Consider the following 13304-nt stretch of genomic DNA (forward strand, 5'->3'; position numbering starts at 1 on the left):
CTTATTTCACAGTTTTTGATGCAAACAAGCCAAAATTGTGATAACATCATGTATGTACAAAAATCGGTTCCAACAACAAACCAGCGTTGGAAGAAACGGGGAAAATTCGGTGCAAATCCGCTGCTGTCCCGCAACTGTGATGAGATGATAGAATCTCTCAGTCAGAAGACCCGCCGATCGCAAACCTGTTCTTTTTCGTCTGCGAGGCATAGATGATGGTTAATTCAGTATTATTTAATCGATCGCCCTATAAAAAATTGGGGCCTTGAAGATTTACTTGCAGCGCAGTGAATCACCAGAGCTTGAATTTTCTGCTAAATTTTAGTGCCCGGTAGGATAAAAGTACGCGGCAAAAAACCGATTGTTGGGGTAAAAATCGCTCTATGGAATGAGAAAGATATTGATTTTACCTCTGGCATTCATTCACAAATTATCTGAAAAGCATCTGCGTTGCATCTGTGTCGATCTGCTTGACATCTGCGGTTGATCTATCGATCGAAGACTTATGCAGCGCAAGTCTATGAAATTTCACCGATTGCTGATAGATGCTCAGTCAGATAATAGCTGAGTCGTGACAGTAAAGACTAGGCGATAGCCCATAAATCGCTAACTTTTTCGCTGTAGTCTGTCGCAACAAATAGACATCGTGAATCAAAAACGCGCCAAGTTGGATTTTGTGCTAGCTCCTGAGATGATAAGAGAAAGGAAAAAATGAATTTATTTGTGGTATTTGGACTTTTGTTTGGACTGCTGGCGATCGCCCTTCTGATCTATTTAATCACGGCTCGCCCTTATCAATCATCCGACTCTGTGGCCAACTCCTACGACGAGTGGACAGAAGACGGAATTTTAGAATTTTACTGGGGCGAACACATCCACTTAGGCCATTACGGTTCGCCGCCACAACGGAAAGATTTCCTCACAGCAAAATCTGATTTTGTGCATGAAATGGTGCGCTGGGGCGGCTTAGATAAATTACCTGCTGGTACTACTGTTCTAGATGTGGGCTGTGGAATTGGCGGTAGCAGCCGCATTCTGGCCCAGGATTATAAGTTTGCTGTGACGGGAATTACTATCAGCCCGCAGCAAGTTAAACGCGCTCAAGAATTAACTCCCCCAGAACTCGATCTGCAGTTTCGGGTGGATGATGCTATGGCGCTTTCGTTTCCCGATGCGAGTTTTGATGTGGTTTGGTCGATCGAAGCAGGGCCCCATATGCCAGATAAAGCTGTTTTTGCCAAAGAGTTGATGAGGGTAATCAAGCCTGGTGGCCTGCTGGTTGTGGCTGACTGGAATCAAAGAGATTCGCGCCAAATCCCTCTCAATTTTTGGGAGAAACCTGTAATGCGACAACTGCTGGATCAGTGGTCGCATCCGGCTTTTTCAAGCATCGAGGGCTTTTCAGAACTGTTAGAAGAAACGGGGTTTGTGGATGGCACTGTAACCACCGCAGATTGGACGCAAGAAACCCTTCCTTCTTGGATAGATTCTATCTGGCAAGGTATAGTTAGACCCGTCGGATTAGTACGTTTTGGTGTATCGGGTTTTATCAAGTCTCTGCGAGAAGTACCGACACTTTTACTGATGCGATTAGCGTTTGGTGTGGGGCTATGTCGCTTTGGGATGTTTCGCGCAGTGCGATCGCATTCCTTGGCAGAATTAACCGAAATAAGTTCCACTAAAACTATGACAGGTGTTTAGGATCGAAAACTTAATAATATCAAATCCTCTCTTCATCGGAAGAGTAAATTCACTGTTGACAGTCAAATGATTAGTTAGTTGTTAGCTGTTAGTTGTTAGCTGTTAGCTGTTATTTGTTAGTTGTTATTTGTTAGTTGGCAGTTGGCAGTTGTTAGTTGGCAGTTGTTAGTTGTTATTGGTCAACAGCTAACAGTCAACAGTCAATAGTCATGTTTGAGTGCAACCGGAATTGATATAACAGCCCGATCGAACTCAAAAAAAATATTGGAGAGGTTTAATTAGCGCCAGCCCAACCACCTGAGCACGGGCACAACTAAATAATGACTCACTCCCAAACAAAGCCCGATCGTACTTCCCAACAAACCAAAAAAGGCGATCGCACCCCAAACTTGCAGCCAGAAATTAGTATTAGACGATTGTGACAAAATCGCAAAGAAACTCCCAGGAAAAATATTCCAAGTATTCAAAAACAGAAAAATTCCCGTAGAACAAACAGCCACCACCAAAGCATGAACTAATTGATGGCTACGCAAACCCATTCCTACAGTCATAGAGGCGATCGCAAAAGCCCCCAAAATAATCCCCTGCACGCCGCTAGAAGTTGTTGCTTCCATCCAGCACAAACCAGCCAATAAATAGGCTTGAGCTCCCATCAATCCCGACAGCCAATACTGTTTGTGCTGGCGAAAACTCCCCGCATCCGTCAAACCGATCGCAGTTCCCCAACCCGCAAAGGCAAACAGCAGCAATTCCGGCCCGACAGTAAAAGTCATGTCATGGATTAATTGGTGCAAACCTTCATTTAGAAAACTCGCAATTTCCTGGCCGACAGGCGCAGAACTCAAAACCAAACCGCCGATCGCCCCGGCACATCCACCAACCCCGCCGAGCACCATTTCCCAGCCGGTATCGAGAGAAGCTACTACGATTTGGGCGATCGCCCCGAACAGCAAAACCGTCAAACTTGCGGTTTTTTGCGCCCCCGCCACCACCACTTGCCGGCAGAATTCCACAATAGCTTGACCGGTTGGGGCCGTCGCAATTTTGCCCTTACTCCTAGCATAAATCTCCTGCAAGCGCGATCGAACATCTCCAGCCGCAGCCGGACGCTGCTGCACGTTCGATCGCACCATATCATCCAACAAATTCGCCAAAGCCGGACTCACAGACACAATATGTCGCCACCGCAACTCACCCGTCATCGGATCTTCAATTTCAGCGGGATACTTCCCCGTCAGCAAATGAATGCAAGTCCGCCCCAAAGCATAAAAATCCGTCGCCGGTACCACACCACCGCCCACAATTTGTTCCGGCGGGCTGTATCCGGGCGAAATCAAGCGCGTCGAGCTCGGAGAATCTTTCCCCACCGGTGCGCCACCGCCCATCTGTTTAACTCCCCCAAAGTCGATCGCCACCAATTGCAGTCCGCCCAAACCCTTGCTCAGCAAAACTTGTGGCGATTCCGGGTCTCGCAGCATCAAATTTGAGGGTTTAATGTCGCGGTGAATAATCTGACACCTGTGCAACTCCTCTAAAATATCCACAGCTTGACTCAGCCAACTAAACACCCATTCCTGCGGACACCCCTGAGAGTGTTCTTCGAGAACTGCTTCTAAAGTTTTGCCGTGAATTTTTTCCATGACCAAACAAGGCAAGTGCCTCGCTGTGACATTTCTATCCACGCCTGAAAAATTTTGAGTTTTGACATGAAAATAACCGTCCGGCTCGACTTTCGGGACACCGGGATGTCGCAAAAGTGCCAAAACCCAAGCTTCTTGCTCGAACAGTTTCAGCGCTTTCGGGGCAGTTTCGAGCAATACTTTCAGGACGCGATCGGTTTGAGTTTCTGTGTCCCAAACCGTGTATATGGCTGCAAAACCCCCGGAACCGAGAACTTCTAAAGGAACGTAGCGATTTTTTAGCCGCAGCGGAGTCCCGCAATTCTGACAAAAATTGTTGCCCCAAGTCTGAGGGTAAGGCCTTGGGCAATCTGGATTGATGCAGTGGACGGCTTTTGAAGGGGGGTGAGGCACAACCAGAGTAGAAATGGGGCTAGATATCCATATTAGACTTACGCGCAGCTAAGGCAGAAACCCGGTTTTAAGCGAAGTTTAATTGCTGTAACGACGGATTTTGGTTTGAAAAACCAGGTTGCTGCACCAGTCCTGTCCATATTATGTGCTATGCTGTCGATTTTTGACTTTGCCCTCTGAGAGTCAGGAAATTTTAGATTTTAGATTTGCGATTGTGGATTGTGGATTGTGCCAGAGTTGGCGCGATCGGGCTTTACAACCTCAGAAACCCGGTTTCTTGCTATATTTCTCGTTAATACACCCAAATTTTTCCCATAAACCCGGTTTCTTGGCCCCCCACGGGATTTTCAATTAAAGAATTGCATACTCGATTGCAGTTGAGCTCGATCTCCTACCCTAAAATTAAGTATTTATAACTAACTTTTCCTCCCCCCAACCTAAAATTTACCATCTCAAATTTAATCGATCTCCACCATAAAATTAAGTATTTATGACTAATTTTTCCTGTTTCCTCCATCTAAAATCTAAAATCTAAAATCCAAAATCTCCTCGATCCCCAGCCTTTCCCCCTGCATCCTTTGCCGCTTTCGTTTAATAAGATATGTTACAAAAAATATCTAAATATAAAGAAAAATAAACAATACTTATGAGGATTAAAAGAATATTAAAATTAAAGAGCACTCATTTATTGATATATTTTTAACAGCCTGCGATCGGGCAAAAAAATTAAGCGAATACTAGGAAGCGAGATATGGCTTACGCGCAAACCCAAACTCAATCAAAGGCTGGGTATAAAGCCGGAGTTCAAGACTATAAACTAACGTATTACACCCCGGACTACACGCCGAAAGATACAGATATTTTGGCAGCATTCCGCGTCACACCGCAGCCAGGAGTTCCCCCAGAAGAAGCTGGAGCTGCTGTGGCCGCTGAATCTTCCACCGGTACATGGACAACTGTTTGGACTGACCTCCTGACCGACCTCGACCGCTACAAAGGTCGCTGCTACGACATCGAGCCAGTCCCCGGTGAAGACAACCAATACATCTGCTTCATCGCTTATCCTTTGGATTTGTTTGAAGAAGGTTCCGTCACCAACTTGCTGACCTCTTTGGTCGGTAACGTATTCGGTTTCAAAGCTCTGCGCGCCCTGCGGTTGGAAGACCTGCGGATTCCCATTGCTTACCTGAAAACCTTCCAAGGCCCTCCTCACGGTATTACCGTTGAGCGGGACAAATTGAACAAGTACGGCCGTCCTTTGCTCGGCTGTACAATTAAGCCCAAATTGGGTCTGTCTGCTAAGAACTACGGTCGCGCCGTTTACGAAGTTCTGCGCGGCGGTTTGGACTTCACCAAAGACGACGAAAACATCAACTCGCAACCGTTCATGCGCTGGCGCGATCGCTTCCTGTTCGTTCAAGAAGCTATTGAAAAAGCTCAAGCAGAAACCGGCGAAGTCAAGGGCCACTACCTCAACGTAACCGCCCCCACCTTTGAAGAAATGATGGAACGGGCTGAGTTCGCCAAAGAAATCAAAACCCCGATCATCATGCACGACTACCTAACCGGTGGTTTCACTGCAAACACCAGCTTGGCCAAATGGTGCCGCAAAAACGGTATTTTGCTGCACATTCACCGCGCCATGCACGCCGTGATCGATCGTCAAAAAAACCACGGTATCCACTTCCGCGTACTTGCCAAGTGCTTGCGGATGTCCGGCGGCGACCACCTGCACTCCGGTACAGTTGTGGGCAAACTCGAAGGCGAAAAAGGCATCACGATGGGCTTCGTAGACTTGATGCGCGAAGACCACATCGAACAAGACCGCAGCCGCGGTATTTACTTCACCCAAGACTGGGCCTCCATGCCCGGTGTCATGCCGGTTGCTTCCGGCGGTATCCACATCTGGCATATGCCAGCTTTGGTAGAAATCTTCGGCGACGACTCCTGCTTGCAGTTCGGCGGCGGCACCTTGGGCCACCCTTGGGGCAACGCACCTGGTGCAGCAGCTAACCGCGTTGCATTGGAAGCTTGCGTCCAAGCTCGTAACGAAGGCCGCAACTTGATGCGCGAAGGCGGAGACATCATTCGCGAAGCTTGCAAATGGAGCCCTGAATTGGCTGTTGCTTGCGAACTCTGGAAAGAAATCAAGTTTGAGTTCGAGGCAATGGATACCGTTTGATGATTTTGGGTTACAGATTTTAGGTTTTAGGTCGCAAACTTGCTCTTAAGTCTTTATCTTTGAAGAAGATTTACAAGTAAGTTTGCATCTAAAATCTAAAATCCAAAATCTCAAATTTGAGGGAGCTGGGGTCAAAAATGGATCTCAAACAAGTTGCGAAAGACACCGCTAAGGTGCTGGCAAGTTACCTAACCTATCAATCCGTGCGGATTGTGGTCGCTCAGTTGAGCGAAACCAATCCTGCCCAAGCCATCTGGTTGAATGACTTTTCCACGAAGAACAAAATCCAAGATGGAGAAGCTTACATTGACGAGCTGCTGAGGGAAAATCAAGATTTAGGATTTCGGATCATGACTGTGCGAGAATATCTGGCTCACGATGTGACGGAATTTTTGCCAGAAATGGTTTGTACTGGCATTCAACAGGCGAATATGGAACACAGACGCCAGCATTTAGAGCGAATTACGCAACTTAATTGGTCTGTTTCTACCAGTCATCCTGAAGCATCAATAGATTCTGAACCGAATCTGGATAATTTGTCGAGTTAATCGATCGAGAAGTGCGATCGAACACACACCTTAGAGATACAAAAAATGAAGACTTTACCTAAAGAGCGTCGTTACGAAACTCTGTCCTATTTGCCCCCGCTGACAGACGCCCAAATTGCCAAGCAACTCCAATACATCCTCGATCAAGGCTACATTCCCGGCGTAGAATTCAACGAAAGTTCTGCTGCTGAAATGCGCTACTGGACTTTGTGGAAGTTGCCTTTGTTTGGTGCTCGCAGCGTCCAAGAAATCATGACTGAAATTCAAGCTTGCCGCCAAGAAAATCCTCAGTGCTACATCCGCGTTATGGGTTTTGACAACGTGAAGCAGTGCCAAGTGCTGAGCTTCATCGTGCACAAGCCAAACACCAGAGGCTACTAAGCTTTAACAACTCTATTTTGTAGAGAAAAGTTAGCTAAAAATTGAGGTAGGGAATTCTCCCCGCCTCATTTTTTTTTAGGGCGATGATGATTAGACTTATTAGATAAATCTTTTATTGATAGATATACCGTAGATGAAAGGCAGATAAACACATATCAACGCAGATAATTTCAAGAGAGTCTCCGAATCAAAGCAAGATGTTTCTTCTTTCTTCTTCCTTCTTCCTTCTTCCTTCTTCCTTCTTCCTTCTTCCTTCTTCCTTCTTCCTTCATCTACAGCTTACAAATAGCCTTTAAAACTTGCAGCAACAAAATTGAAGGTTCGGGTTCCATCAAGTTTAGCAAAGGCAATAGCTGATAGCTTGGGGTATTTCCCCCCTGAATATTCACGAACTGATAGTGCATTCCGTTGGTTGTCAAACCCCAGATAGTGTCTTGATATTTTAAATTTTGATAAGCATAGGTTAGCAATTGGGATAAACCCATCAATGCGTTGATTCCAGAATTTTTACTTTCAATTACCAAAACCCAAAAATATGTATCGCTTCTCATGGGCTTTATCCTGTTGACAGCCAAGATATCAAACCGTCCTTTAATGATAGTATCTTCATCTTCAATGCTAATTTCAGCGATGTCTTGTTCTAAACTAATTTTAATCGGGCGGCGGTAGAAGCCAGCCAATCGCATTAAGGGAAAGGTAGTCAGAGCTTTTACCAGTCCTTCTGAAACTCGATCCGTGGAAATATAGTCATCAAAATCATCCCTAATTTGTGTAAGTTCCTGCTGTTCGTGTTCTGTGATATCTTCAAGAGATAACAGAGAGGTAAATGAGTTAGTGTACTGCTTTTGAAAGCCGAACAGACGGTGTACTTCTGATAATGTTAGATTTTTTGCATTAATAACTGTCATAACTTTAAAACCAATTAAATCTCTATTCTAATCCTAACATATTAGGAAAAACAGGTTCGTAGTGAGGACTTTAGTTTTTTCTTCCTATGCTTTAATAAGGGACTAAAGTCTTTACTACGAACCTAATCCATCCGCTCCATTACAACTCCGTCAACTATTTCATAACCCCAACTAGAATGTCTAGCTGCAAGCTCTTTCGCCATGCCGTATTCGCCCAAACTGCAAAATTCTATTAACTGCTGAAAACCTAAACTTTTCTCGTGCTGCAATCTTTCCTGTCGCAGCTTTTCTCTTTCTGCATCCGAAGGATTTGCCCGCTCAATTCCCAGCGGATCGATATCGCTAACTCGCTTCACATTCGCCTCCTAAAAAAAAATTGATTCTATAATTTCACCATTAACAATTTCATAGCCCCATTGTGGATTAGCAGCGATTTGTTTTTCAACTATACTGCGACCGAGAGGAGTTTGGTAAGCTTTTTGTAAAGATGAAATACTGGGGATTTCGTCAGCGGTGATCTGTTCTTGTGGTTCGAGTTTTGGCGGTTCGGCGATAGTTTCAGATGTGGATTGATTCAGGGCAAATTGCGGCGCGATCGCCCCTAATTTTCGCATTACGCTATCCTTGGTGATTTGCGGTTTTTCGTTGAAGGAAGAGGGCAGATATGGTGTGTCAACGCCCTGCAGTTTTGCTTTCAGCGCATCATCAGCAATACGATCGCACTTTCGCAAAAAACCCTCCCACAAATCCTTCCCCAACACCGGATTTCTCAAGTCAGCGCGAGCCTTAGACACTGCTGCTTCCAGCGGTTCGCCCTTGTGGACGTAATACTGAATTCGCTCCTCTTCAAACGCCGGATAAGGCACTTCCGGCTCAATTTCCCAATCCCGCTTAACTTTCTGACTTTCTCCCAAAGGAATTCCCGCGATAAATTCGTCCCAAAAAGTCGAAGCTAAGCCTTTTGTCATGCTATCAATAACTTTAAAAGCCCATCCCGAAGGATTGCCAAATCCTAAGTTGCGAACTCTGGCATATTCTTCTAAAGCCCGCTGAAAGTTGTGCAATTCTTCTTGGGAATTCCAAGGCCCACTAAATTGGTAATTCGCGGTGACAGCAACGGCTATTTGCTGGCGCGGTTGTCCGAAATATTTGTCGGTTTTAACTGCACGCTGTGGGGGGGAAGTTTCCGATAATATTTCTACAGGGCGATTTGTGCGATCGCGAATTGGTTCTGTTATAGTCTCGGTGTGGTTGTTGGCAAAAAAGTTATTAAGTTTTTCCTCAAAAGCGTCAATGTCCGCCCAGAGTTCTAGGGTGTCCGTGTGGGGATTTGTGAATTTTTCTTTCAAGAGCGATCGCACTTTTAGCAACCCTCTCGCGATTTCTTGTTCTTCAGGACTTAAACCCGTGGCTTTTTCAATTTCGTTGCTGTTAGTTTTCACCCCTTCGCTAGAGTTGGAATGTTGCGCTTGCCATTGCAATAATTGGCAAAGAAAAATACTCGCACCAACTCCGCCGGTAATTTGGGCGAGTTTGGGATAGTAGATAGCGGGATTTCCTAAATTTCCTAAAAATATTCCTATTTTCATTTGATAAATTCCTAATTTTCTTGAATCCTAGGGTAGCAGTCGGCCTATCTTACCTAATATTAGAGTGTGCCAAATAACACCTTACCTCAACTAAACTAAGATTGAGAAACTTAAGATTTTCTTTAAGCTTCTGTCTATTCCAGACGGAATAAAGATTCTAGAGCAAAGACGGGGATCGCATATTCGATCGCCTGATTGACAGAACAGAATTAAGCGTAATAATAAATTATTGACTGTACCCATCCTCCCAAAATGAATCCAGAACGCCAAGAAGCTTATTTGAACTTGATCGAGCGAGTGCTCACCTGTCCTAACGGCCAAGAACCAGAGGTTTTAAGTTCCTGTTCCCATTTAATAGATGCCGGATTTGTGCAGATGCTAATCCAGATATCAGCTTCAATGGCCGGGGAAGGAGACAGAGATACTGCCAATTTTTTAGTGCAACTGGCTCGTTTGCTGGGGAAATCTTTGGGATTGTCGCCGGATTTAGTGCCGGCTGGGTACAGCAGCGCACAGGGGTAGATCGAAGTCCGCGCGACCTAGCCATCCCTCTTTATAAATCGCCTCGTTTTGTTTCAGAAAATCGGGGCAATTTTAACTGCATCAATGGCTTTACAGTTGATATTCCAGAGGCTCGCAAAAATCATTTACTCCAGTTTTAAATACATAAATAATCACGGAAGTTACCAAAATTTTAGGACAAATTTTTGCAGCGACTAAATCTCTAAATGCTGCATTCAATTGTCCGTTTGTCAACTCTTCTTTAACCTCAGATTTGCAGATAGCAACGCGGCATCTTTTGGCCAATCCGTCCAGCCACTTTTCCGAAATGTTCGGTTCTTGTCCGGCTTGAATTGCCAGAGATATTGCTGCATCTTCGATATTCCCTTCGCAATCTTCGATTTCGTCGAGGGCTTTTAGGGCTTCGGGATATTCGGCTAATTGCGATCGAAATTGGGCAATTTCTTGTGAAGTAATAATCACCATAAAATTTTAGTTTGTGCTTTGTTGACTGGAGAAGTTTAGGAGTTAAATTATATATTATAGCATTTTTTTGATTGATGTTGAGATTGGGCGATCGAACTTAATTATATTGTCACCTGAGATTTGGTACTTCGCAATAGTCCGAATCGGCTTTTAACCCCAGTCGGAAAGCGAAAGTCCTCCCTGGGAGGACTGATTTTAAAATTGATTTGTTTCGTCTGTCATTACGAAGGTCGTGAAGCAATATCACAGAGCAGGCGATAAATTTGTCATTGACAGAAAGCGGCGCTAAAATAGGTTGGCAGAACTCATATTTTTCGGGAGTTAGGAAAAATGACAACCGTTACTTTAAACTTAGATAGTGTCGAACTAACAGATGAACAGTTTTACCGTTTGTGCCAGATGAATCGAGATTGGCAATTTGAACGGACTGCTAAAGGAGAAATCATCATTATGTCACCAGTAGGCGGAGTCAGCGGCAATCGAGAAGCCGATTTAATTACAGATTTGGGCTTGTGGAACCGTCAAACGCAGCTAGGGAGAGTGTTTAGTTCTTCAACAATTTTTAGGCTGCCAAATAACGGAGACCGTTCTCCCGATGCGGCTTGGGTTAGCTTGGAAAGATGGTCGGCTTTGACAGATGAACAAAGGGAGAAGTTTCCGCCGATTTGCCCTGATTTTGTGATAGAATTGCGCTCGCGGACAGATGCGCTGCGGCCGCTTCAGGAGAAAATGCAGGAATATATCAACAGCGGTTTGCGCTTGGGTTGGCTGATTAATCCTCAAGACGAACAAGTGGAAATTTATCGCGCTAATTGCGAGGTGGAGATTGTACATTTTCCGGTGAGTTTGTCGGGTGAAGATGTGTTGCCGGGATTTGTTTTGAATTTGCCGATGGTTTGAACGGGAATTGGGAACCAGCAATGGGAATCGGATCTTGAAATCGCTTCTACAAAAACAAAGTCCGCGCAACGCGAGACTGAAGATTAGATTAAATTTTTACGGTTTCCAATGGGATTTTTTTCGGACAAATATCATCGTCGTACCAACCAGTCAAAGCCACCGCTAAAGCATCCGCCGCATCGTCCGGTTTCGGAATATAAGCCAACTCTAACTCCCGCGCTACGGCCTCTTGTACTTCAGATTTATCCGCATTACCGCGCCCAGTTAATGCTTTTTTGATTTGCGCTGGGGTAAACTCGAACAGCGGCACTCCACACTGCGCTAATACTAGGGTCAAAACACCCCGCGCTTGGGCTACGAGTATGGTATTTCCCATTTTGTAAAAGAACAGTTTTTCGGCAATTGCTATATCGGGTTTAATCTGTTCAATTACCTCGTGCAAATCATCGTAAATAGTTTTCAACCGCTGTCCCATTTCCTGTTTGGGCGTTGTTTTAATTACGCCGCAATCAATCATGGAAATGCTGTTTTCATCTTCTTTTCCGGGGACAATTTGATAGGAAATAGCCCCGTAGCCGAGATTTGCTAAGCCCGGATCTAATCCTAAAATTCGTTTTTCCATTGCAGAAATTAGTAATTGGAAATGGGGAATGAGGCATTAAAAATTTGGGAAATGTTTCATCACCACCAATTACCAATTACCAATTATTAATTATTCCTCAGTTGTTTCTAGGCCGAATACTCGATCGAACACTTTAGTCACTTTATAGCCCGAATCGATCGATTCTAGCGGGTCTTTCCGCAATCGGTGCCGCAAACACAGGGTCATCACCCTGCGAATATCGTCTACAGTGACCTCTGTGCGACATTCTAGGGCGGTGAAAGCTTTGGCGGCCCGATTTGTGACTAAATCGCCCCGCAGTCCGTCTACGTCCAATTCGGCGCAGACTTGGGAAATTTTGACTCGCAAATCGCGATCGATAGTTACGGATTTTAGCCTTTCCTGGGCTTCCACCAATTTCTCCTGCATATCGTCTTGTTCGTGCTGATATTTCGCGAGAAACTCTGAGGGATTTTGGTCAAAACTCGATCGCTGTTCGACAATTTCTACTCTTAAATTGGGGTCTTTGACAGTCCGAATTTCGGCGTGCATTCCGAATCTGTCGAGCAATTGCGGCCGCAATTCTCCTTCTTCTGGATTCCCGGAACCTATGAGAATAAACTTAGCCGGGTGGCGGATCGAAATGCCTTCTCTTTCGACAGTGTTCCAACCGCTAGCTGCGGAGTCGAGCAAAACATCGACTAAATGATCGTCGAGCAAATTGACTTCATCGACGTAAAGAATGCCGCGGTTAGCTTTGGCTAACAGGCCTGGTTCAAAAGCTTTAACTCCTTCGGCCAAAGCTTTCTCGATGTCGATCGTACCGCAAACTCGGTCTTCGGTAGCGCCGAGCGGCAAGTCTACCATTTGGACTTTTTTGCGGGCGATGGGCATTGTACCGTGATGCAAAGTGCGATCGCGCACCTCATCGCTCATAAAATCCGGATCGGTGGGATGACTGTTAAAAGGATCGTCAGCCACCACCTCAATTTCTGGCAGCAAGTCAGCGAGGGCGCGGATTGTGGTAGATTTGCCCGTACCGCGATCGCCCATAATCATCACTCCGCCAATTTTCGGATCGATGACATTCAACAGCAGCGCCAGTTTCATCTCCTCCTGGCCAACAATTGCAGTGAAGGGAAAAACAGCGCGGCGGGCTGCGGTAACGGTTGGCAGAGCGCCCGCATTTACGGTATTGCTGACTTCGGCAGTAGGACTCACAGGATAACTCAAAATATAATAATTGCTTGTTTATTGTAAGGGATAACCGATTTTAGATTTTAGATTTGCGATTTTAGATTAACGTATTTCTGTCATTTGGAAGGTAGTGAAGCAATCTCAAAGCCTTGCTACACCGTCATAATGCGTCCCTGACTGAGAAGCCGAATTTTTGGGCAAAACTGGGCTATAGCTTTTAATCCCGGTAAAAAACCTGGTTTCTGTGGGAGTGCAGGGGCCTTAGCTGGGGCGGGCG

General features: G+C 45.3%; 13 protein-coding genes and 1 riboswitch. Of the genes, 6 read left to right on the plus strand and 7 right to left on the minus strand.

The features are described 5' to 3' along the window. The first annotated feature begins 47 nt into the window (after positions 1 to 47). Positions 48 to 192, plus strand: a riboswitch (cobalamin riboswitch). Positions 193 to 711: 519 nt separating this feature from the next. Then, a complete protein-coding gene (locus IQ263_RS00740; RefSeq protein WP_194065696.1) occupies positions 712 to 1701 on the plus strand; it encodes a methyltransferase domain-containing protein in 990 nt (329 codons plus the stop codon). 278 nt (positions 1702 to 1979) lie between these two features. On the opposite strand, the gene IQ263_RS00745 is transcribed toward IQ263_RS00740, so the two are convergent. After that, positions 1980 to 3734 (minus strand): protein kinase domain-containing protein, encoded by a 1755-nt coding sequence (locus IQ263_RS00745; RefSeq protein ID WP_194065697.1) that lies wholly within the window; start codon positions 3732 to 3734, stop codon positions 1980 to 1982. A gap of 751 nt (positions 3735 to 4485) precedes the next feature. On the opposite strand from IQ263_RS00745, the gene IQ263_RS00750 reads away from it, so the two are divergent. From IQ263_RS00750 to IQ263_RS00760, 3 genes are all read left to right on the plus strand, one after another. Further along, positions 4486 to 5916 (plus strand): form I ribulose bisphosphate carboxylase large subunit, encoded by a 1431-nt coding sequence (locus tag IQ263_RS00750; RefSeq protein ID WP_194012734.1) that lies wholly within the window; start codon positions 4486 to 4488, stop codon positions 5914 to 5916. Positions 5917 to 6053: 137 nt separating this feature from the next. Beyond that, the gene (gene rcbX, locus IQ263_RS00755) at positions 6054 to 6464 is read left to right on the plus strand and encodes a RuBisCO chaperone RbcX (protein ID WP_194065698.1); all 411 of its coding nucleotides are present in this window, start codon (positions 6054 to 6056) and stop codon (positions 6462 to 6464) included. Between the two features lie 45 nt (positions 6465 to 6509). After that, complete coding sequence (locus IQ263_RS00760) at positions 6510 to 6845, plus strand: ribulose bisphosphate carboxylase small subunit (RefSeq protein WP_194063299.1); 336 nt, start codon at positions 6510 to 6512, stop codon at positions 6843 to 6845. A gap of 272 nt (positions 6846 to 7117) precedes the next feature. On the opposite strand, the gene IQ263_RS00765 is transcribed toward IQ263_RS00760, so the two are convergent. From IQ263_RS00765 to IQ263_RS00775, 3 genes are all read right to left on the minus strand, one after another. Further along, positions 7118 to 7753 (minus strand): restriction endonuclease subunit R, encoded by a 636-nt coding sequence (locus IQ263_RS00765; RefSeq protein WP_194065699.1) that lies wholly within the window; start codon positions 7751 to 7753, stop codon positions 7118 to 7120. 122 nt (positions 7754 to 7875) lie between these two features. Then, positions 7876 to 8109, minus strand: a complete 234-nt coding sequence (locus IQ263_RS00770; RefSeq protein WP_194065700.1) for a hypothetical protein — start codon at positions 8107 to 8109, stop codon at positions 7876 to 7878. Between the two features lie 9 nt (positions 8110 to 8118). Further along, positions 8119 to 9342, minus strand: a complete 1224-nt coding sequence (locus tag IQ263_RS00775) for a hypothetical protein (protein WP_194065701.1) — start codon at positions 9340 to 9342, stop codon at positions 8119 to 8121. Positions 9343 to 9594: 252 nt separating this feature from the next. On the opposite strand from IQ263_RS00775, the gene IQ263_RS00780 reads away from it, so the two are divergent. Continuing rightward, the gene (locus tag IQ263_RS00780; protein ID WP_194065702.1) at positions 9595 to 9864 is read left to right on the plus strand and encodes a hypothetical protein; all 270 of its coding nucleotides are present in this window, start codon (positions 9595 to 9597) and stop codon (positions 9862 to 9864) included. A gap of 90 nt (positions 9865 to 9954) precedes the next feature. On the opposite strand, the gene IQ263_RS00785 is transcribed toward IQ263_RS00780, so the two are convergent. Further along, positions 9955 to 10329: a hypothetical protein gene (locus IQ263_RS00785; RefSeq protein WP_194012741.1), complete on the minus strand. Its 375-nt coding sequence runs from the start codon at positions 10327 to 10329 to the stop codon at positions 9955 to 9957. A gap of 330 nt (positions 10330 to 10659) precedes the next feature. Between IQ263_RS00785 and IQ263_RS00790 the strand changes: the two genes are divergently transcribed. Continuing rightward, the gene (locus IQ263_RS00790) at positions 10660 to 11229 is read left to right on the plus strand and encodes a Uma2 family endonuclease (RefSeq protein ID WP_194065703.1); all 570 of its coding nucleotides are present in this window, start codon (positions 10660 to 10662) and stop codon (positions 11227 to 11229) included. 88 nt (positions 11230 to 11317) lie between these two features. Here the strand turns inward: IQ263_RS00790 and ruvC are convergent, their stop codons facing one another. Continuing rightward, positions 11318 to 11851, minus strand: coding sequence for a crossover junction endodeoxyribonuclease RuvC (ruvC, locus tag IQ263_RS00795; protein ID WP_194065704.1), 534 nt, complete (start codon positions 11849 to 11851; stop codon positions 11318 to 11320). 90 nt (positions 11852 to 11941) lie between these two features. Further along, positions 11942 to 13051 carry a magnesium chelatase ATPase subunit I gene (bchI, locus tag IQ263_RS00800; protein ID WP_194065716.1) on the minus strand — a complete coding sequence of 370 codons (1110 nt, stop codon included), beginning with the start codon at positions 13049 to 13051 and terminating at the stop codon, positions 11942 to 11944. Between the last annotated feature and the right edge of the window lie 253 nt (positions 13052 to 13304).

Origin of the sequence: Tychonema sp. LEGE 06208 (assembly GCF_015207505.1) — a bacterium.
Taxonomy (GTDB): Bacteria; Cyanobacteriota; Cyanobacteriia; order Cyanobacteriales; family Microcoleaceae; genus Microcoleus.